At 47.6% G+C, this 21,393-nt stretch carries 16 protein-coding genes; 9 read left to right on the top strand and 7 right to left on the bottom strand.

Going from position 1 to position 21,393, the window contains the following annotated elements:
* Positions 1-79: 79 nt before the first annotated feature.
* Positions 80-1,474: an NAD(P)/FAD-dependent oxidoreductase gene (locus WKT13_RS03750; RefSeq protein WP_298618665.1), complete on the top strand. Its 1,395-nt coding sequence runs from the start codon at positions 80-82 to the stop codon at positions 1,472-1,474.
* 298 nt (positions 1,475-1,772) lie between these two features.
* Here the strand turns inward: WKT13_RS03750 and WKT13_RS03745 are convergent, their stop codons facing one another.
* The 3 genes from WKT13_RS03745 to WKT13_RS03735 all read right to left on the bottom strand — a co-directional run bounded on the left by WKT13_RS03745 (position 1,773) and on the right by WKT13_RS03735 (position 5,514).
* On the bottom strand, positions 1,773-3,506 hold the full coding sequence (locus tag WKT13_RS03745; RefSeq protein ID WP_298618663.1) for an acyl-CoA dehydrogenase family protein: 1,734 nt from the start codon (positions 3,504-3,506) through the stop codon (positions 1,773-1,775).
* 5 nt (positions 3,507-3,511) lie between these two features.
* Positions 3,512-4,552 carry an electron transfer flavoprotein subunit alpha/FixB family protein gene (locus WKT13_RS03740; protein WP_340322896.1) on the bottom strand — a complete coding sequence of 347 codons (1,041 nt, stop codon included), beginning with the start codon at positions 4,550-4,552 and terminating at the stop codon, positions 3,512-3,514.
* Between the two features lie 92 nt (positions 4,553-4,644).
* Positions 4,645-5,514, bottom strand: coding sequence for an electron transfer flavoprotein subunit beta/FixA family protein (locus WKT13_RS03735; RefSeq protein WP_340322895.1), 870 nt, complete (start codon positions 5,512-5,514; stop codon positions 4,645-4,647).
* A gap of 457 nt (positions 5,515-5,971) precedes the next feature.
* Between WKT13_RS03735 and WKT13_RS03730 the strand changes: the two genes are divergently transcribed.
* The 4 genes from WKT13_RS03730 to WKT13_RS03715 all read left to right on the top strand — a co-directional run bounded on the left by WKT13_RS03730 (position 5,972) and on the right by WKT13_RS03715 (position 10,516).
* Positions 5,972-7,834, top strand: coding sequence for a glycosyltransferase family 2 protein (locus tag WKT13_RS03730; protein WP_340322894.1), 1,863 nt, complete (start codon positions 5,972-5,974; stop codon positions 7,832-7,834).
* A 1-nt stretch (position 7,835) separates the two neighbouring features.
* A complete protein-coding gene (locus WKT13_RS03725; RefSeq protein WP_340322893.1) occupies positions 7,836-8,804 on the top strand; it encodes a hypothetical protein in 969 nt (322 codons plus the stop codon).
* Positions 8,805-8,873: 69 nt separating this feature from the next.
* A complete protein-coding gene (locus WKT13_RS03720) occupies positions 8,874-9,845 on the top strand; it encodes a hypothetical protein (RefSeq protein ID WP_340322892.1) in 972 nt (323 codons plus the stop codon).
* A complete protein-coding gene (locus tag WKT13_RS03715; protein WP_340322891.1) occupies positions 9,842-10,516 on the top strand; it encodes a hypothetical protein in 675 nt (224 codons plus the stop codon). The genes WKT13_RS03720 and WKT13_RS03715 overlap by 4 nt, the downstream gene beginning before the upstream one ends.
* A 178-nt stretch (positions 10,517-10,694) precedes the next feature.
* Here the strand turns inward: WKT13_RS03715 and WKT13_RS03710 are convergent, their stop codons facing one another.
* The 4 genes from WKT13_RS03710 to WKT13_RS03695 all read right to left on the bottom strand — a co-directional run bounded on the left by WKT13_RS03710 (position 10,695) and on the right by WKT13_RS03695 (position 14,645).
* A complete protein-coding gene (locus WKT13_RS03710; RefSeq protein ID WP_340322890.1) occupies positions 10,695-11,342 on the bottom strand; it encodes a SprT-like domain-containing protein in 648 nt (215 codons plus the stop codon).
* Positions 11,343-11,351: 9 nt separating this feature from the next.
* Positions 11,352-11,903: a peroxiredoxin family protein gene (locus tag WKT13_RS03705; RefSeq protein ID WP_340322889.1), complete on the bottom strand. Its 552-nt coding sequence runs from the start codon at positions 11,901-11,903 to the stop codon at positions 11,352-11,354.
* Between the two features lie 663 nt (positions 11,904-12,566).
* Complete coding sequence (locus WKT13_RS03700; RefSeq protein ID WP_340322888.1) at positions 12,567-14,039, bottom strand: energy transducer TonB; 1,473 nt, start codon at positions 14,037-14,039, stop codon at positions 12,567-12,569.
* Between the two features lie 258 nt (positions 14,040-14,297).
* Complete coding sequence (locus tag WKT13_RS03695) at positions 14,298-14,645, bottom strand: MerR family transcriptional regulator (protein ID WP_298618649.1); 348 nt, start codon at positions 14,643-14,645, stop codon at positions 14,298-14,300.
* Positions 14,646-14,758: 113 nt separating this feature from the next.
* Between WKT13_RS03695 and alaS the strand changes: the two genes are divergently transcribed.
* From alaS to WKT13_RS03675, 4 genes are all read left to right on the top strand, one after another.
* Positions 14,759-17,380: an alanine--tRNA ligase gene (alaS, locus tag WKT13_RS03690; protein WP_340322887.1), complete on the top strand. Its 2,622-nt coding sequence runs from the start codon at positions 14,759-14,761 to the stop codon at positions 17,378-17,380.
* Positions 17,381-17,636: 256 nt separating this feature from the next.
* Positions 17,637-18,881, top strand: coding sequence for an MFS transporter (locus tag WKT13_RS03685; protein WP_340322886.1), 1,245 nt, complete (start codon positions 17,637-17,639; stop codon positions 18,879-18,881).
* A gap of 172 nt (positions 18,882-19,053) precedes the next feature.
* Positions 19,054-21,024 (top strand): DNA primase, encoded by a 1,971-nt coding sequence (dnaG, locus tag WKT13_RS03680; protein WP_340322885.1) that lies wholly within the window; start codon positions 19,054-19,056, stop codon positions 21,022-21,024.
* A gap of 36 nt (positions 21,025-21,060) precedes the next feature.
* Positions 21,061-21,393: a 6-carboxytetrahydropterin synthase gene (locus WKT13_RS03675; RefSeq protein WP_298618640.1), complete on the top strand. Its 333-nt coding sequence runs from the start codon at positions 21,061-21,063 to the stop codon at positions 21,391-21,393.

Here is a 21,393-nt window from a genome sequence, read left to right as displayed (position 1 = left end):
TATCTTTGCACCATCGAAACATAGAAAATACAGTCCGGCCGTGTGTGTCGGGATGGAAAAACTTTAAACGTCAAGTGTTATGAGTGTCAATATTCAGAGAAACGAGAAAAAACGTATTGTGATTGTCGGAGGAGGATTCGGAGGACTGCGCCTCGCCATGGAGCTGCGCAACTCTGGCCTGCAGGTGGTTCTGGTGGACAGGAACAACTATCATCAGTTCCCGCCACTGATATATCAGGTGGCCTCGGCCGGCATCGAACCCGGACACATATCGTTCCCCTTCAGAAAGATATTCCGCGGTAAGGACGACTTCTATTTCCGTATGGCAGAGGTGCGTGCCGTCTTTCCGGAGAAGAAAATCATCCAGACTTCTATCGGAAAGATGGAGTATGACTATCTTGTATTTGCTGCCGGTACTACAAGCAACTTCTTCGGAAACAGCAATATAGCCGATGAGGCAATGCCTATGAAGACCGTGGCGGAAGCCATGGGACTGCGCAACGCGCTGCTGAGCAATCTGGAGCGTGCGCTGACGTGTGCCACAGAGGAGGAGCGTCAGGAGCTGCTCAATGTGGTGATTGTAGGTGGTGGTGCCACCGGTGTGGAGATTGCGGGTGCTCTCTCGCAGATGAAGCGCTACGTGTTGCCTTACGACTATCCTGACATGGACGCTTCGCTGATGCACATCTATCTCATCGAGGCCGGCGACCGTCTGCTTGCCGGCATGTCGCAGGACTCGTCGCAGAAGGCAAAGGAATTCCTCGAGGGCATGGGCGTGGAGGTTTGTCTTGGCAAGATGGTGACCGACTATCGCGACCGTAAGGTTGTGATGAAAGACGGAATGGAGATTCCTACACGTACGTTCATATGGGTTTCGGGTGTCAGAGCCAACACCGTTACCGGTATAGACGGCGATCATCTCGGACGCGGACAGCGCATCATTGTGGATGAGTACAACCGTGTGAAGGGCATGGACGGTGTGTTTGCCATCGGCGACCAGTGTCTGCAGACAACAGATCCGGCCTATCCCGGCGGTCATCCGCAGCTCGCGCAGGTGGCAATACAGCAGGCAAGAAATCTTGCACGTAACATAAAGAAGATAGCGGCAGGCGAAGAGAATACTCTCGTACCGTTCAGATACAACAACCTCGGATCCATGGCTACAGTGGGACGTAATAAGGCTGTGGCTGAGATAGGTAAGTTCCACTCGCAGGGTTTCTTTGCATGGGTGCTGTGGCTTGTGGTTCATCTGCGTTCCATCCTTGGCATACGCAACAAGCTCATGGTGCTTCTCAACTGGTTGTGGAACTATGTCACCTACGACGAGTCGATAAGAATGATTGTCTATGCCACCAAACCGAAAGAGGTGAGAGAGCGTATGGAGCGTGAGCGCGTGACTCACCTTGGCACGGATATGCTGGCCGAAGCCGAGATGTTGAGAAAACAGAAGGCTGAGGAAGAGAAACAGTCATAAGGCCTGATGATGCCCGGCGTTGTGGCGCGGGCGTCTTTTCATGTAATCATAGTGCGCGTTTGGCTTCACATATTCATGTTATGTGTGAGCCGGTATGCATAAAACAGCCGGACTGCTGCATTAAAGCAGCTGAGCGCTTATATGATAATGATAGAACCGCTATATATAAATGATTGCGCCGGTACGTGAAAACAGCCGGGCAATCATATAAAAATAAGAAAACTGTTATACACAAATAAAATAGCCGCTTTCCTCATTCGGATGGGAAAGCGGCTATTTCTTGTATTGTTGTCCGGGCTTATGCTTCAGCCTCTGCCTCTTTTTCTGCCTGACGATAATATTCTACGTCTTCTACGCGCAGGTTCTTTATGAACGAGTGGTGAGCGTTTACCTCAGCCTCTGCATAGCGTACATACACGTTGGCGCTCTTCTCGAAGAGTTCCGGAGAACGTGTAGCGTCGTCGAGGATGAGCAGCGACATGATGGTGTCGGCTGTCATTTCGTACAGACGGCGTGCCACGAAGTCCTGCAGTTCCTGGCTTCCGGCTTCCTTCACGGCGTTCACTGCGTCTTCCAGTTTCTCAGCCATGAGAGCCACGCGCACCTTGAGTGCCTTCATGCTGTCGGCAACCTCGTGCTCCAGCATATCCTTTATCATGCCCATGTATGTGCCGTTGGTGATGTAGCGTATTGCGGCAACCACCTGGAGCTGTGTTGTTCCTTCATAGATGGAGAAGATGCGTGCGTCGCGGTAAAGACGCTGACACTTGTACTCCATGATGAATCCTGAACCGCCGTGAACCTGTATTGCGTCGTATGCGTTCTGGTTGGCGTACTCGGAGTTCATACCTTTTGCCAGCGGAGTGAAGGCGTCGGCGAGGCGTGCGTACTTCTTCTGCTCCTGACGCTCTTCGGCTGTGAGCTTGCGCTCGCGTGCTATGTCGTCGAGAGCTTTGTATATGTCGACGTATCTTGCTGTCTGATACAGTATGCTGCGACCTGCGTCGAGCTTTGCCTTCATGCGTGAGAGCATGTCGTAAACAGCCGGGAACTTAATGATGGCAGTGTCGAACTGCTTACGGTCCTTAGCGTATGAGAGAGCCTCGTTGTAGGCAGCCTGGCTCACACCTACCGACTGAGCGGCGATGCCCAGACGTGCTCCGTTCATCAGAGCCATCACATATTTGATAAGACCCATACGTGTGCTTCCGCACAATTCTGCCTTTGCGTTTTTGTAAACAAGCTCACATGTCGGTGAACCGTGGATTCCCAGCTTGTGCTCTATGTGGCGTACTGTCACGCCGCCCTGGTTCTTGTCGTAGATAAACATTGAAAGTCCGCGGCCGTCGTGTGTGCCTTCCTCAGAACGTGCGAGCACAAGGTGTATGTCAGAGTCGCCGTTGGTGATGAATCGTTTTACACCGTTGAGCAGCCAGCAGCCGTCTTTCTCGCTGTATGTAGCCTTGAGCATTACGCGCTGCAGGTCGGAACCGGCGTCCGGTTCGGTGAGGTCCATACTCATGGTCTCGCCTGCACAAACGCGCGGAATGTATTTCTGGCGCTGCTCTTCGCTGCCGAACTCATAGAGAGTCTCGATACAATCCTGCAGTGACCAGATGTTTTGGAAACCGGCATCTGCGGCAGAGATAATCTCCGAAGCCATAGAGTAGGGAGTGATCGGCATGTTAAGACCGCCGTAACGGCGCGGCATTGAGATGCCCCACAGTCCTGCCTTGCGTGTGGCGTCGAGGTTCTCGTATGTCTTTGATGCGTAGTGCATGCGTCCGTCCACGAGGTGCGGTCCTTCGAGGTCTACGTCCTCACTGTTGGGTTCGATAATGTTTGCTGCGATGTCGCCTGTTATCTCGAGCACGTTTTTGTAGTTCTCGATGGCGTCGTCGTGGTCAACTGGCGCGTCCTCATACTTGTCCTTGTCTTCGAAGTTGCGCTCCTTGAGCTCGACAACACGCTTCATCTCAGGATGATTGAGATAGAAGTCGAACTCCGGATGATCTGTATAATAATTAGCCATTTTGTTTACTTGCTGTTCTGTTTGTAATATTTGATTAATTTAGGAACGACTTCCTCAACGGTACCATTGATCACGTAGTCGGCAATCTTGTTGATAGGAGCGTCAGGATCGCTGTTGATAGAGATAATGATGCCTGAGTCCTGCATGCCGGCGATGTGCTGAATCTGTCCTGAGATACCGCATGCGATGTACACTTTCGGATGTACTGTCACACCGGTCTGACCGATCTGACGGTCGTGGTCGATCCATCCTGCGTCCACAGCGGCACGGCTTGCGCCAACCTCACCGTGGAGTTCCTTTGCCAGTTTGAAGAGCATGTCGAAGTTCTCTTTGCTTCCTACGCCATAGCCTCCGGCCACAACGATTGGTGCACCTTTGAGGTTGTGCTTTGCTGCTTCCACGTGGCGGTCGAGCACTTTCACTACGAAAGCCTCCGGAGAAACATATTTTGCCACTTCCGGATAAACCACTTCCTCTTTTGCCTTGCCCTCGTAGAGAGCTTTCTGCATCACTCCGCTGCGCACGGTAGCCATCTGTGGGCGGTGGTCAGGGTTGACAATGGTTGCCACGATGTTGCCTCCGAATGCCGGACGGATCTGATAGAGCAGGTTGTCATAGTGCTTGCTTACCATCTCACCGTTCACTTTCACCTTGGCGTCATAGTCGCCTATCTCGAGCTGTGTGCAGTCTGCGGTCAGTCCGCTTGTCAGAGATGAGGAAACTCTCGGGCCGAGGTCGCGGCCTATTACGGTTGCGCCCATGAGCGCTATTTGCGGTTGCTCTTCCTTGAAGAGGTTCACCAGAATGTCTGTATGAGGTGCTGATGTGTACGGGAACAGACCTTCGGCGTCGAAAACAAAGAGTTTGTCAACACCGTAGGGCAGAATCTGCTGCTCCACCTCGCCCTTGATTCCTGTGCCAGCAACTACGGCATGGAGTTCCACACCGAGTTTGTCGGCCAGCTTGCGGCCTTTGGTGAGCAATTCCTGAGATACTTCGGCTACTGTTGTGCCTTCTATCTCGCAATATACAAATACGTTGTTCATATATTCTTGTTTGTCTTTTGAGCTGCGCATCCGGCGTCTTCCGTATTGCCGTATGCCGTGCAGCTTTTATTTTTTACTGCTTCGGATGAATATTATCCTATAATTTTCTCTTCCAGCAGTTCCTTCACCAGTCCTTCGATGTCGGTGTCGCTGCTGCTCAGTGTTTTGCTTTCCTTAGCCTGGAACACAATGTTCTTCACGGCCTTCACCTTTGTAGGCGAGCCGCTGAGTCCACATTGAGCCGGATCACCGTCAACGTCGGCCACCGACCATTGGTTCAGAGTGAGATAAGGCCGCTCCTCATACAGATAGTTGTATTTGTTGTCGGCGGTACGTTCCATCGGCGCTGTGGCGCGCTTGTATTTCATCATCAGTTTTGCGTTGCACGGACGGCACGGGTCTGCGCTTCCCGTTACTGTCACGACGAGAGGCATCGGTGCCTCGACAGTCTCCACGCCTCCGTCGATGTGGCGGCGTATTGTGAGCTTACCGTCTTCGCATTTCAGTATTTCCTCTGCGTATGTTACCTGTGAGAGACCCAGCTTCTGTGCCACCTGCGGACCAACCTGTGCGGTGTCGCCGTCGATAGCCTGGCGGCCTCCGATAACGATGTCAACATCGCCAATTTTCTTTATGGCCGTTGCAAGGGCATAAGATGTGGCGAGTGTGTCAGCTCCGGCAAAAAGACGGTCGGTCAGCAGCCATCCTGTATCAGCTCCGCGATAGAGTCCCTGACGTATGATTTCAGCAGCGCGGGGAGGGCCCATGGTCAGTATTCCTACGGTAGAACCCGGGTTCTGCTCTTTCAGACGCAGAGCCTGCTCAAGTGCATTCAGGTCCTCCGGATTGAAGATTGCAGGCAGCGCCGCACGGTTGACTGTTCCTTCGGCAGTCATGGCATCCTTGCCCACGTTTCTCGTGTCGGGTACTTGTTTGGCAAGTACAACAATTTTCAAGCTCATAATATAGTATTAATAAATTGTTAATTCGATGTGTCGGGAGAGGTTTATGTCACGGCAGCGTGAATGTATTTTTCAGAACATATTATGATAGTCTTGCTGAATAACGATTTGCTGTCGGCAAAACTGATTTAGTCCAAGGTCGTCGTGGTCTAAACTGTCTCTTGACAGGTGTGTATGGTCAGCAGGCGCATAACACCTTCAGGCATCGTAGCGACGCCTCAAACAGCTGCAAAAGTAATAAGTTTTTGATAATCATCAAAATTAAAGGCTTTAAAAAAGTGCAAAACGCCACCGTGGATGCGCATTTATGATGTTTTGTGCAGTTATTTTCTGTCTTTTCCGAATGGGTTAGCATAATGTGTTAAATCCTGTATTTATAAAATTTTATTACACGGCTTTGTGTGTTTTCTTTTTCTTTTTTGTAAATTTGTTGCAGACTTAAACCTTATGATTTTGTATGAAAAGTAAATATAATGATACATATGCGTTTTCTGTAATTATGCCAACCTATAATCAAGCAGCGTTTATACGCAGAGCAATTGCAAGCCTTCTAAAACAGACTTGTAATAGATGGGAATTGATAATTATTAATGATGGTAGTACGGATAATACAGAAGAATTTGTGAAATCATATTTATCTGATGTTAGGATAACGTATATTCATAATAAAATTAATAGAGGATTAGGGTTTGCTTTGAATCAGGGACTAAATGTAGCGAGATATAATTATGTGGCATATTTGCCTTCAGACGATTTTTTTGACGTGGAACATTTAGAGAGTTTAGGAAAAAAACTTTGGACGGACGAGCGGGTTGTGTTGGCTTTTTCTGGTATAAGGTTTGATGCGTCCGCAGAAGCTGGAGTGATTTCATTACGAAGTTGTAAGGGAGCAATACCTGGTTATTGCTTACAATTGGCTCAAGTGGGACATCGAAAAACTGTTGAACGGTGGATTGAACGTGAAGAATGTGTATCTGAAGATTTATTTTATCTGTTTTGGCGAAAACTTATGTGTCGTGGAACATTTATTCCGACAGGCAAGGTTACATGTGAATGGACGAACCATCCATTGCAACATCATAAAATATGCGGTGAGAAGTTTGGAGGAGGATTGAATAAATATAGAGCATATTATAATATTTCAGTACCCTTGCGTTACCGTTCCTCAAATTATAAAATAATAGATGAGGTCTTGGAATATGAGAAATACCGTAAACCTCCAAAAGTATCCCCCGAAGGACTTAAAATACTTATTGTAGGTGAACTTGCTTATAATCCTGAAAGAATAATGGCATTTGAGGAAGCTGGGCATAGATTGTATGGATTGTGGGCGAAACCACGTTTTTGCTACTCTACGGTAGGACCTTTGCCTTTTGGACACATTGAGGATATTCCACGTGATAGATGGTATGAGTGTATTAGTGAAATATGTCCTGATATTATATATGCCCAACTGAGTACATCTGCAATAGAACTTGCGCACGAGGTCCTTATGGCAAAAACAGGAATTCCTTTTATATGGCATTTCAAGGAAGGACCTCACGAGGCGATGAAATCCGGTCTGTGGAGCAAGTTAATAGATCTGTACAATTATGCAGATGGCCGTATTTATATAAATGATGAAATAAGACGATGGTTTGGGTTATTTATGCCTGAACCAAAAGATGAATTCGAGTTGGTCTTGGATGGTGATCTGCCAAAAGCGGAGTGTTTTGAAGGAGTATTATCTTCAAAGTTATCAGAATCTGATGGGGCTATCCATACTGTTGTATCAGGCCGGATTATAGGTTTGTCTCCCAATGATATAAAAATGCTTGCAGCTTCAGATATTCATCTTCATGTATATAGTGAGAATATGGTGTCAGAAAAATATGCGATTGAGCCGTTTCGGTGTGTAGCACCCAATCATTTTCATGTGCATCGGCATTGCCCGCAATCGAAATGGGTTGAAGAATTTTCGCAATATGATGCAGGTTGGTTACATTGTGTGGACAGTTTCAACGGAGGTACTCTACTACGAGCAACTTGGGCTGATTTGAATCTTCCTGCACGCATAAGTACTATGGTTGCAGCTGGGTTGCCAATGATACAGAAACGAAACGAAGGACATATTTTCGCCCAGCGTAGTTACGTGGAACATTATGGAATGGGATTGTTTTATGACACGATAGATGAGTTAATCAGTCTATTAAAGAACAGGCATATTCTTGAAAATATTCATTATAACATCATTCGACACCGTAAGAAATTTACTTTTGATGAACACATTGATGAATTAGAGAACTTTTTTAGAAAAGTGATAGGATATAAACGTAAATGAAATGAAGCATAATGTAATCATGAATAATATAAAAGAAATATTACAGATTATAGCCAATATGTTTGTTGTATACGGATATCACGTGGAAAATAATGGCTTAGTAAATGGTAAGGCAGGGATAATGTTATATTTATATAGATATGCACAATATGCCGAAAACGAGCATTATCAGGATTATGCCAATGATATGCTTGACGGAATGATGCGCATTGCACCTTCTTTACCGTTTGATTTTGAGAATGGACTTGCTGGGGTCGGTTGGATGGTTGGAAGGTTGCTGAATGACGATTTGTTAGAAGGAGAACCTGACGTGGTATTACCAAGTATTGATAAAATAGTTTTTAATCATATGGAATGCAACCCTGCTATTTCATTGTTAGGCTCGTCATTGTATTTTGTTGAGAGATTTAAACATAACAGTCAGTCATCATATATGGTTGATTGTATCAATAAAATTTTTTTATTCATTACAAAAGGAATTGAAAATTATAAAGGAACTTTCTCACTCTATCATATAAATTCAATATTATACTTCCTTGGAATGGTTTGTGGACAGTTTGTTTCACATAAAAATATATGTAGAATTTTACAGCTGATAACCTCTTTGTTGAAGCGTATTTTTGATGAACGGGTATATGATGTTACCGATGTTATCATTTATCATCAAGTTGTTGATGTACTTAAACGAAAAATGTCAGATTATGTGAATCTATTAGATTATTTGCCTATGGAAGACTATCTTGAAACAAAACTTGAGGTTAGTCAGTTTATTCGAATTGCTTGCCAGCAGCTTTTATATTTTGATAAGATTACGATACCTTTCCCCTCGGATTATTCCATTTATAATTTTGTTGATGATAAACAGCAAAATATACAAATGTCAGATTTTGTTATAAATGGCGGATTGGCAGGTCTTGGGTTATCTTTGTTGGAAAAAATGAAATGTGATGAAATAGAAAAAACTCGATAATTGATATAGGTGTGAGGTAGTGTGAAAGGAGAGAATATTAAATATGTCATATTTAAAAACATTAAGATTATGAAAAAGAAATTATCAGAAAAGAGTTTTGCTTCTTTAGATATATTGGAGCAGAATATTGCAAAAGTAAATGATGGAGATTATCTGTCTACTCATGGAGTTGGATATTATTCTTCTGACGGGAATTATTATTGGGTAAGAACCGTTAATAAAACAACCAGTTCAGAATATCAGGAAAACTATTGGGATTCCACGATAAATGTGAGTGAATTCATACAGGAATATAACGCAAATTCAGAAAACGGATATGGTAAGGCTGTTAATCCTATTACGATTGCCGATTACAATCAATTTGTTAAATGGGGAGTATGGCATGGCGGTTATGTAAAGGATTTTGGTTATATAGACGTAGCGGCGTCATCGCTTTATGGTAATTCTATATGGGCAAATTCATGGTATGCTTATGGAACTAAAGAACATCCTGTCTCCGTGGAAGATTTTTATCTTATATCACAAAAAAATCAATGGAAAGGAGGCTATGTGGATGGATGGGATTATGTATCTGACGGTCATAAGATATTAGGCTGTTCGTCTAATATTTCTCCTGTATCGGTAGAAGACGGCATGTGTACAGTAGGCTCTATTGTAAATGCCTCATACATGCTTAATGAAAACAGAAGTGTTGAGAGCGTGTTCAATGACTTGAAAAAGTATTGGTCGCCAGAATTGAAACGTTTTATTTATGATGAAAGTGTTCTGTCGTCTATCTTAAATAAATATTTCAAAGCTACTCAGATTTCAACTTATTTACAGTTGAACAACGCATTGGCGATGCAAAAAGTTGTATTTTGTCATTATCTTAGTCACGAAGATGAACTTTCCGACCAATATCATGATACAATAATAGTAAGTGGTAGTCATGTCAAGAATGGTTATAATACGTTGGAGCCCAGCGGAGGTCTTGGTCTTATAAAGATGGGTGAAGCGTTTAAAAATGGTAAATGTAAATATTTCATATTGGAAAAATTATGAGTAAAAGTGTAGTATTTGCCGTTTTTACCGTATTAATCGGTTTCGGATGTCCTACTGATTGTTTCTGCTCAGGCTCTGGAAGTTCGCAATACGTCAGCAAATACTTGTACAACCTGTATAAGAAAATACCGGTGGTGTGCTGGCATAAGGAGTGGGACGAACGCTTCGAACTGGAGATTGAGGCTTCATTTATCTCGCCGGCTGAGACAATGAATATTTATACCTCAAAAGCAGGAATATCTGGAAATGATACTCTTTTTACGTATGCAGATATCCGTGGAAAGGAATATCCGCTTATACATTATAGTTATGGCTTGGATTATTCGCTGGATAATGCAGCTAAGAGGGATAGTATGAACAGAAGGACCAGTGAAGTGCGGAAGCTGATGCTTAATACCGACAGCATCTTCATTGTAAGGATCATGGACGATGAAGGTATTTACGATACGGTTTATCAGTACTTCGGTGTTAAGCGTAACGGGCATTATGAATATGGACGTACAGATTTCGGGCCTGACACGTGGACGTTTCCCGAGATGATAGAGAAGGCGTTCGGGTCAATGGAGAATTTCAGAAAGCAGTATTTGGAGTATGTGGAGCGGGTGCTGTACGGACGTCCCAAGCCTGTGCCGGAAGTGCCTGATGACGGAAAACTGCATCTTTCGGATTGACGGTAAGTCCGAAGTTGAAGATGTGTTCGTTGTATAGCATAATGTGCAGTCGGAAATAACGTTTTTTATTCCGGCTGCACATTATTGTTTTTGATAGAATATTGGAGCACCGGATTATTATTACACCTGTATGACAATTATGTCATTGATTTGAGAATAAAATAATGATGGCTGCTGTTTATACTGCAATCGCTTTACCGCCTGCTATCTTTTCCTCGAATATGGTGCGCGTTACTCGGCGTGCCCTCAGCGAGCGTACGGTGGTGAAATCGGCGAAGAACGGGTCGGTGCTTACAAACCAGGCGCGCGGTTTTACGTCGATGGCGCGCCCGAGTTGCGCTTTCAGTTTTACGGCATGGCGCGGATTGACCACCGACAGAAAACATTCGCCGCGGCTGTTCTCCAATGCGAGAACGAGTCGCGGACGGTTGTCGTTGCGTGGCACGGTGGTCTGCCGGCCGCGCATGGATGTCGATACTGTGATGTTCCAGCCGTGGCGCGTGTTCAGCTCGTTCATCATACGGAGGAACACACGTCCGTGTGGCGCGTCGTCGCGTATGCCTTTCCACGCTATGTACAGATGTATCATCTCGTGCAGGAGCACAGTCTGCAATTCGCGTTCGGTGCAGTCGTAGTATGTGCTCAGACGTATGGCGAATCCGGTGGTATTCCATCCCAGGAGCGTACGTCTGCGTTTGCACGACATAGAGCCGAGCCTTGTGCGCGAATGTCCAAGCGACAGTCGTGGGCGGGGCAAGCTGTCGGCGAAGTAGTCACGGTTGAACGTGTCGAACCACGTGGTAATCTGTTCTGTTGTAGGCGTCATCCGTTGGCGTTATTCGCATACGGGCGACAACTGTCCGAGCGCCTTCTCTATTTTCTCAGACATCACTGTGCCCAACACCACCTTGCCTTCTTTGTCGATGAGATAGAGTGTCGGTATCCAGTTTATTTTGTAAGCCTTCGACACTTCGGTGGTCTTCCACTTCTTCAGTTCGCTCACCTGTGTGTACTTTATGCCCTGCTTCTTTATCATGGCGGTCCAGTTGTCCTTGTTGTCGTCGAACGATACGCCCAGGAATACAATGCCGCGGTCCTTGTAGGTCTCGTACATACGCTTCATGTTCGGTATGTCCTTTATGCAGTCGGGGCACCATGAAGCCCAGAAGTCGAGCACGACGTAATGGCCGCGGAAGTCGCTCAGGCTCACCGTCTTGCCCTCCGGAGTCTTCAGACTGAATTCGGGCGCCTTGGTGCCTGTCTCGAGCAGTTCGGTGGCATACTTGGCATCGTCGTCCTGAGTGGCGAGGTTCTGTGCGCATGTTGTGCTGAAAGGCATTGCCGCCATAGTTGCGGCGAAGGCCAAAGTTATAAACAGCTTTTTCATTTTTTCTTGTTTTTGTGATTTGATAATCAGTATGCACTATGCGTCCGGCTGTAAGGATAATGCCGACGGAAGCGACTGTGGCCTGTTCTTATCATGCCTGACGCAGCATATCATTTGCAAAGATACGACATAGGATTTATTCTTCAAAGGAATAATATTTAAAAGATATAAAGCCCGTATTGTGTTGCATAAATATTCATTCTCGGTTATATATTTATGCAACGGGCCGAGGCTCAACTCTTCGAGAGTGCCGATGAAATCAATCAAAAGATTTTTTCGTACAAATACGCGAGTTTTGAGGAGGTATGCATAACTTTCTGACAATCTGTAGGTTACGCTGTTTTGTGACGTGGAATGGTGATTTTTGGCTTGCAATAACGGCTGTTTCAGACCCTGAAACAGGCTTTTTCACACTCCGAAATGGTCTTTATCAGGGCATGAAATGAAGCTAACGACAGTGCGAAACAGACCGTTTCGCACTGTCATGAGAATTTTAATGTCAGAAGAAGTGGATATTTATGCAATATAATTTCATTTCTAACGATTTCCGATTTCTATTTTGCAAAAATTTTTTGTCAAAATATTTTACTGTCAGAACCGTATATTTATTCATTTCTACCCATGTATACGGTGTTTCCGTGCAGGCTTCGGCTTGCGGCCATATCAGTAGCCTGTGTCGCTGAACAGCCAGTCGAGCGGATATATGCCGCGCATGGTGTCGCGGTGGTTGTAGAATTCGGATGCCGCGCGCTTGTTCTCCTTGCTGCTGAGCGACGGGTCTTTCAGCGGCGCCATACAGGCTATGCTGTGCACCGTCTTGCGCCTTTCCGCCTCGCTTTCGGGCAACCGTGCCATGTCCGTCATTATTTTTCCGGCCATCCGTTGCAGATGACTGCTGCCTCCGGCAGACAGTTTTGTGAGATAGTCGGTCTGTGCCTGCCGCCCATCGCGCAGACCAATGGCCATGGCTTTCAGCGCGTATAGATTGAGTGTGTCCGACTTGTTGAGCCGCCCCATGGCTATCTCGCGCCTCAGTTCCTTTATTTTGCTGTGTGTGCCCAGCACCCGCGCGCTTATTATCACGCCTTTGGCTATGAGGTAGTCCATGGCTTTGTTCACGTCGTCATACCTCACGGAGTTTCTAAGCGGTTTCCAGTCGTCGTATGAGAGTCGTCTCACCTGTTCCTCGTCTTCTGCCAGTTCCTTCAGCTGACGGTATGTCAGCCGCTTGATAAGTTCCTCTATCTGATATTCCTTATTGGTGCCGATGAGTGGCACGGCTATGTCTTTCGTCCTTATTTTCTCGTCAAGCAGGTCTATCAGTCCCGTGTATGCCGAGCGCGCCATGCCCGGTAGGCCGGCCTCGTCGAAGGCCAGCGCCTTCTGCAGTGCGAGTGCTATCTCGTTCTTTCCGTTATATCCCGGCCGCGCATAGTCATGTTCCGACTTCCGGTCGTCGTGCTTGTACAGGTTCAGTTTTCCGTATTCCGTCAGCGCAGTCTTGGCGAGTATGGTGGCCTGATGATAGTTCTTGTCGGTCAGCCACAGCCGTGTCATTACCAGTGTGCTTGGTGCGTGCAGCGGTGTTATCGACGTTATCTGTTCCATTTCGTCTATGGCTTCGCGCAGTTTGCTCTCTTTCATGCCCGAGGAATATTTCAGGGTGAAGTCGGAATATTCCCTCATCTTGTCGATGAGTGGCACGATGTGGTAGGGCAGATTGAGATAAGGGTCGATGAGTTGCAGGGTATATCTGAACTCGGTGTTGGCCGGCTTGTTGTTCAGATAGGCCGGATACCAGCGTGGCATGTTGAGGATGAGACGCTCAATCTCCTTTGCCAGCAGCGGATGCACGTCCTGTAGTATCTTCACGTTGCTTGTAGTGCCGTCGGCACGTATCACGAAACTCACGGGCACTGACGGCACGAATGCCGTACGCCATGCGGCTGTAGGGTAGTGGAAGTTCTTTGCCACATACTCCGGCAGGGCTTCATCAACGCTTCCCGGGAACACCGGTGCTATGTCCACGTGGCTGTATATGTCGGCCGGTGCCACGTCGTCGGTGCCGCTTTGTGCTGATGCGTATGTGCAGAAGAAAGACATCAGCGTCAGGATGGACAGTATGTGTTTCTTCATATGGCGTTGTTTTTGATTGTCATATTCTGTTGTTCACGTTACGAAATTACGAATATTTGTCTGTATGCGAAAGGGAAAATCCCTATCATCGGTTAGGATTTTCCCTATTTGTTGTGTGTCGCCGCCTTGCGTGTCGCGCATTCGGGGTGTTAAGGCGCGGCGGTGTGGCTCTGTGATGTGATGCGGAGCGGTAAGGTAAAACAAAAAGGCGGCAGAACGTTCTGTCGCCTTTTGAAAAATTGTATATGTTGTTTTGCTTCACACAAGTCCGTCTATCTGTTTCTTCAGTTCCATGAGCTGGTCGCGCACGGAGATGAGTGTGTCGAGCACGTCGGCACTCTTGTCGGCTCCGCTGCGGTTCTGGTTCATCATTTTCCGCGCTGCGGCAATCTTGAATCCACGCACCTTCACGAGGTTGTATATCAGTTTTATCTGCTCTATGTCCTTCTCTGTGTACTGCCTCACTTTCTGTCCTGTGGTCTTGGGTTTGAGATGCGGAAATTCCGTCTCCCAGTAGCGCAGGGTACATTCGCGTACGCCTATCATCTGGGCCACCTCTTTTATTGAATAATACAACTTCAGATTCTTGTTTGGATTTAATACCATGGACAGTGTATTTTTATTAAACAATGATTAATTTATTTGCAAAAATAATCAAAAGGAAGTATCTTTGCAAAACTTTTTGTAAGGAATTGGAAAATTAAAATAAAAAACATAACATGATGACAGCTAACGAAATCCGCGACTCGTACAAAAAGTTTTTCGAGTCGAAAGGACATGCCATCGTGCCGTCGGCACCGATGGTGATAAAAGACGACCCAACGCTGATGTTTACCAACGCCGGAATGAACCAATGGAAGGATATCATTCTCGGTACGCGCGACCCCGAACCGCGCCGCCGCGCCGACTCGCAGAAGTGTCTGCGCGTGAGCGGAAAGCACAACGACCTTGAGGAAGTGGGACACGACACATACCATCACACAATGTTCGAGATGCTCGGCAACTGGAGCTTCGGCGACTACTTCAAGGAAGAAGCCATCGATTACGCGTGGGAATATCTCGTTGATGTGCTGCATCTTGCGCCCGAAGATCTTTACGTGACAGTGTTCGAAGGCTCGCCGGAGGAAGGTATTGCACGCGACGAGGAGGCTGCACGCTTCTGGGCAAAGCACGTGCCGGCCGACCACATTATCAATGGCAATAAGCACGACAACTTCTGGGAGATGGGCGATACGGGTCCTTGCGGTCCGTGCTCCGAAATCCACCTCGACTCGCGTACGCCGGAGGAGAAGGCCAAAGTGCCTGGACGCGAGCTCGTGAACAAGGACGATCCTCAGGTGATTGAGATATGGAATATCGTCTTCATGCAGTTCAACCGCAAGGCCGACGGCTCGCTCGAACCGCTGCCTATGCACGTCATCGATACCGGTATGGGCTTCGAGCGACTCGTGCGCGCACTGCAGGGCAAGCATTCCAACTACGACACTGACGTGTTCCAGCCTATAATAAAAGAGATAGAACACATCACCGGACTGAAATACGGTGAGAAAGAGGAGACCGACGTGGCCATGCGTGTATGTGCCGACCACTTGCGCGCCGTTGCGTTCTCTATAGCCGACGGTCAGCTGCCGAGCAATGCCAAGGCCGGATATGTCATCCGCCGCATCCTGCGCCGTGCCGTTCGCTATGCTTACACGTTCCTCGGACAGAAGGAAGCGTTCCTCTACAAGCTCATGCCTGTATTTATCAACGAGATGGGAGCAGCCTATCCGGAGCTTCCCGCACAGCGTGAGCTCATCGGACGCGTGATGAAGGAGGAGGAAGACTCGTTCCTGCGCACACTTGAGAAAGGTATCAGCATGCTCAACAGTGCCATGGACGAACTGAAGGCTCAGGGCAAGACACAGCTCGATGGAGTTCAGGCTTTCCGCCTGTTCGATACTTACGGATTCCCGCTCGACCTGACAGAGCTCATCTGTCGTGAGAACGGTTACACCGTGGACGAACAGCAGTTTGACGAGGAAATGCAGAAACAAAAGGCCCGCGCCCGCAACGCCGCCGCAGTGGAGAACAGCGACTGGGTTGTGCTTGGCGAAGGCGAACAGCAGTTCGTGGGCTATGACTATACTGAATATGAATGTCACATCCTGCGCTACCGCAAGGTGACACAGAAGAAGAACACCTTCTTCGAACTCGTCTTCGACAACACTCCGTTCTACGGAGAGATGGGTGGACAGGTAGGCGACAAGGGTGTCATCGTGAGCGAAAGCGAAACTGTGGAAATAATCGACACCAAGCGCGAGAACGGACAGAGCATTCACATTGTGAAGGAACTGCCGAAAGATGTCAATGCCGACTTCATGGCATGTGTCGATACAGACAAACGTGCTGCCAGTGCAGCCAACCACACCGCTACACACTTGCTCGACTATGCTCTCAAGCAGGTGCTGGGCGACCACGTGGAGCAGAAGGGTTCGTATGTATCGGACACAACTCTGCGTTTCGACTTCTCTCATTTTCAGAAGGTGACTGATGAGGAACTGCGTCAGGTTGAGCAGATTGTGAACGACATGATACGTCAGGACATTCCGCTCGACGAGCACCGTGACACTCCGTTTGAGGAGGCTAAGAAACTCGGAGCCATCGCTCTGTTCGGCGAAAAATACGGTGACAAGGTGCGCGTGGTGCGTTTCGGACCGAGCTGCGAGTTCTGTGGAGGTATCCATGCTTCATCTACCGGCCGCATAGGTATGTTCAAGATAATAAGCGAGAGCAGCGTGGCTGCCGGCATACGCCGTGTCGAGGCAAAGACGGGAATAGAGTGTGAGAAGCTGATGTACGCTATGGAGGACAGCGTAAGGGCCATCCGTGCGCTGTTCAACAATGCTAAAGATCTGAAGGGTGTCATTGAGAAATACATCGAGGAGCACGATTCCATGAAGAAGGACATAGAACATTTCAGAGCCGAAGCCGTAGAACGCACTAAAGACAAGCTCGTCAGCGATGCACGTCTGATAGGTGGCGTGACAGTCGTAAGCTCTGTATTGCCGATGAAAGCATCTGATGCCAAGGACCTGGTGTTCAAGATCCGTCAGGAAATTCCGCAGAATCTGCTGTGTGTTATCGGTTCTGTTGACGACGGCAAACCTATGCTCAGCGTCATAATGAGCGACGACATGGTGAGCGAGCATAAGCTCAACGCAGGACAGATGGTACGCGAGGCTGCCAAACTCATCAGCGGTGGCGGTGGTGGACAGCCTCATTTCGCTACAGCGGGTGGTAAGAATGCCGATACGCTTTCTGCTGCGGTGGACAAGGTGATAGAACTTGCAAATCTCTGATAAGAAATATTTTAAGGATCTGTAAATCCTGAACTGATATTCCTGCGGGGCGTTTTCATCATGGATGAATGCGCCTCGTATCTTTTCATAATATACCGGTCTTTTTTTCTCCGGTTGTATTTTTTGCTTAACTTTGCATCCTGATAACACACAGGTCCGGCTTCGCACGCATCTGGTCCGCGTGCCTTGTCTTTCTTATGCCGGCGATGTTATATTGTTCATAAGGTTTCGGGCCACGTAAAAAAATGAAAAGATTATGGCAAAAGACAAATTGTTCACACGAAGTTATATTTGTATTCTGGCTGCCAATTTCCTTCTGTTCTTCGGCTTCTGGCTGCTAGTGCCGGTGTTGCCTTTCTATCTCAAAGAGACATACAACTGTCAGGAAATGATTATCGGCGCAGTTCTGAGCTGTTACACAGTAAGCTGTCTTTGTGTCAGGCCGTTCTCCGGATTTCTCATGGACCGCTTTCCGCGTAAGCCCATATACATTCTCTGCTACTTCATATGTGTGCTGATGTTTCCTGCTTACACCGCGGCCACGGCCATATCGTGGTTCATCGCCCTCAGGGCTTTGCACGGAGTGGCGTTTGGCGGAGTGACAGTCGGCGGAAACACTCTGTGTGTCGATATCATGCCGAGCAGTCGTCGTGGTGAAGGTTTGGGCTATTATGGATTGACAAACAACATAGCTATGGCACTCGGACCTATGACCGGACTGTTCATGCACGACCATTTCACTTACGTGCAGATATTTATCAGCGGTATGCTTGTAAGTGTCACCGGACTTGTCTGTGCCATTGCCGTGAAGGCGCGTACGCCGGAGTCGCTCCGTATCCGCCGTCAGATGGAGGCTATGGGAGAGAAACCTGCCGAACCGGCACCACACAAATTGTCGCTCGACCGTTTCATTTTGCTTAAAGGTATTCCCGTAAGCATTTCATTGTTTCTTCTTTCCATACCTTACGGGGCAACAACAAACTTTGTCGCAATGTATGCCCGCGAGATTGATATCACTGCTCCTGCCGGACTGTTTTTCACGTTCATGGCTCTTGGTATGGGCGCATCACGCATCGTGGCGGGCAAGAAGGTCGACCAAGGATATATCACCCAGTGCATACACGTGGGCTATTATCCTGTCATCGCAGCCTTTTTCATGCTCAGTATGTGTCGTTTCGTTGCGCCTGTCAATATGACTGCGGCCACAGCCATGTTCTATCTTGTTCCGCTGCTGCTGGGTGCGGGCTTCGGGGTAATGTTCCCGGCGATGAATTCTCTGTACATCAATCTCGCACCGAACAATCAGCGTGCCACGGCCACAAGCACTTATCTGACAGCCTGGGATGTCGGTATAGGTATTGGAATTGTAAGCAGCGGTGTGATAGCACAGCACTTCACGTTCTATATGGTTTATCTCATCGGCTCGGTGCTTTGCCTTGTTTCGCTGCTGTTCTTCACAATGCGTGTCACTCCTCACTATAACCGCAACAAACTGAGATAATTCTTTTACTTATCTTCCTGCTGCATACATTGTTATGTAAGTTGCGGAAAACAACAGACGGCGCGGCCGTACGGTTTTGCAGAAAGAACCGTACGGCCGTGTGTGCTATGTCTGTTTTTTTATTTGTGGCAATTGTTGGATAATGAAAAAAAATATGTAACTTCGCATCATAATGATAGACAGGGCTACAGTCGAAAGGATTATGGAAGCCGCGAACATTGTGGACGTGGTTTCCGAGTTTGTCACATTGCGCAAGAGCGGAGCCAATTACAAGGGGCTCTGTCCGTTTCATGATGAGAAGACGCCGTCTTTTCACGTCTCTCCAGCACGCGGAATATGCCACTGCTTCGGATGTGGAAAAGGTGGAAATGCGGTTGGCTTTATCATGGAACATGAGCAGATGACCTATCCCGAAGCGCTGAGATGGCTCGCCGCAAAATATCATATCGAGATACAGGAACGCGAGCTCAGCGACGAGGAGAAGAAGGAACAGAGCGAGCGCGAGAGCATGTTCATTGTCAATGAATGGGCTTCCGGCCATTTCGAGGACATTCTTCACAACAATGTGGATGGCGTTGCCATAGGCATGCAGTATTTCCGTAGCCGCGGATTCAGGGACGACATAATAAAAAAGTTCCGCCTTGGCTTTGACCTTACAGACCGTTCTGCCCTTGCGTCGGCGGCAATAGCGAAAGGCTACAATCCGGAATTTCTTCTCAAGACAGGTCTTTGCTACAAGACCGACCGCGGCGATCTGATAGACCGTTTTGCCGGACGTGTTATATTTCCGTGGGTGGGCATAAGTGGAAAGACTGTCGGTTTTGGCGGCCGTCTGCTCGACTCACGTACCAAGGGAGTCAATCAGAAATATGTGAATTCGCCAGATAGCGAGATATATCATAAGGATCGGGAGCTTTATGGCATCTATCAGGCAAAGAAAGCGATAGCAAAGGAAGACCGCGTATATATGGTGGAGGGTTATACTGACGTCATTTCCATGCACCAGTGCGGCATAGAGAACGTCGTGGCAAACTCCGGAACGGCGCTCAGCACGCACCAGATACACATGCTCCACCGATTCACTTCAAACATCACATTGCTCTACGACGGTGATGAGGCCGGTATACACGCCGCGTTGCGTGGTACGGACATGCTCCTTTCAGAGGGCATGAATCTTAAGGTTCTGCTTCTTCCAGACGGTGACGATCCTGACAGTTTCGCACGCAAGCACACCGCTTCAGATTTCAGAAAATATATAGAGGATCATCAGACAGACTTCATCCAGTTTAAGACAAGTCTTATGCTCGACGGTCAGACAGATCCTCTGAAGCGTTCGGAAGCCATCAACTCTGTGGTGAAAAGCATATCGCTCGTGCCCAACCAGATACTCCGCGACACTTATATACACGACTGTTCGGTGAAGCTTGGCATCAACGAGACGACGCTCATCAACACGATGAACAAGTTTATAAGAAGCGGACGCGAGGACAAACCGGCTCTTCTGCGCGATGAAAGCCTGTCGGGTGCGGTGGAGAAACAGCAGAGAGTGAGCATTACAGCACAGCAGGTGTCTGGTGTGGAGCAGTTGCTTATCGGTGCTGTCATACGTCATGGACAAGAGGTTATATACGACAATATTGAGAGTGAGGACGGTTCGGTCATCAGCCTTAATGTTGCCCAGTATGTGGACTACAATCTCAGTGTGGACGGACTCGGCTTCAGCAATCCGCTTTATGCGCGTATTCTTTCTGAGGCGGTGGAACATTCTGGCGACAGTGGTTTCGTTGCCGAACAGTATTTCATACATCACGACGATATTGAAATAAGCAAGATAGCCACGAGTCTGAGCATAGACGAACTGCAGTTTCTTGCCAAGGGAAACACCGACGAAGAACCGAAGTCGGAGAAAGAACTCCAGGTGGAAGAGGAAGAACGCATCGCTCGTCTGCGCGGTCAGGTGGAACACCTGCTCAACGATTTCCGCATGGACTATCTGGACAAGCGTCTGCGACAGTTACAGACCGACATCACGGCTGCCGTAAACGACGCCGACCGCATGCGCGAACTGATGGAAGAATACAAGAATGTACACAAACTGCGCGGTCAGCTTGCCAAGGTTCTCGGCAAGAACATTGTAATGTGACACAGCAAAAATACGAAACTGAAAAAACAGAATATAATGTATTACATAGAAAAATCATTCGAAATATCGGCCAGTCACCATCTTACGCTTTCGTATGAGAGCAAATGCACGGCTACACACGGTCACAACTGGAAGATAACGGTGATGTGCAAGTCGCGCGAACTCAATGCCGACGGTATGGTGGTTGACTTCACCGAAGTGAAAAACAAGATAATGAACCTTCTCGACCATAAGGATCTGAACAGTGTGTTGCCATTCAATCCGACTGCCGAGAACATCGCTTTCTGGATTGTCTCGCAGATACCCACATGCTACAAGGCAGTGGTGCAGGAGAGTGAAGGCAATGTAGCAATATACGAAAAAGACTGA

This window comes from Prevotella sp. HCN-7019 (assembly GCF_037890215.1).
Taxonomy (GTDB): domain Bacteria; phylum Bacteroidota; class Bacteroidia; order Bacteroidales; family Bacteroidaceae; genus Prevotella.
The sequence above is the reverse complement of the archived record's forward strand: the minus strand, read 5'-3'. Positions and strand labels throughout refer to the sequence as shown.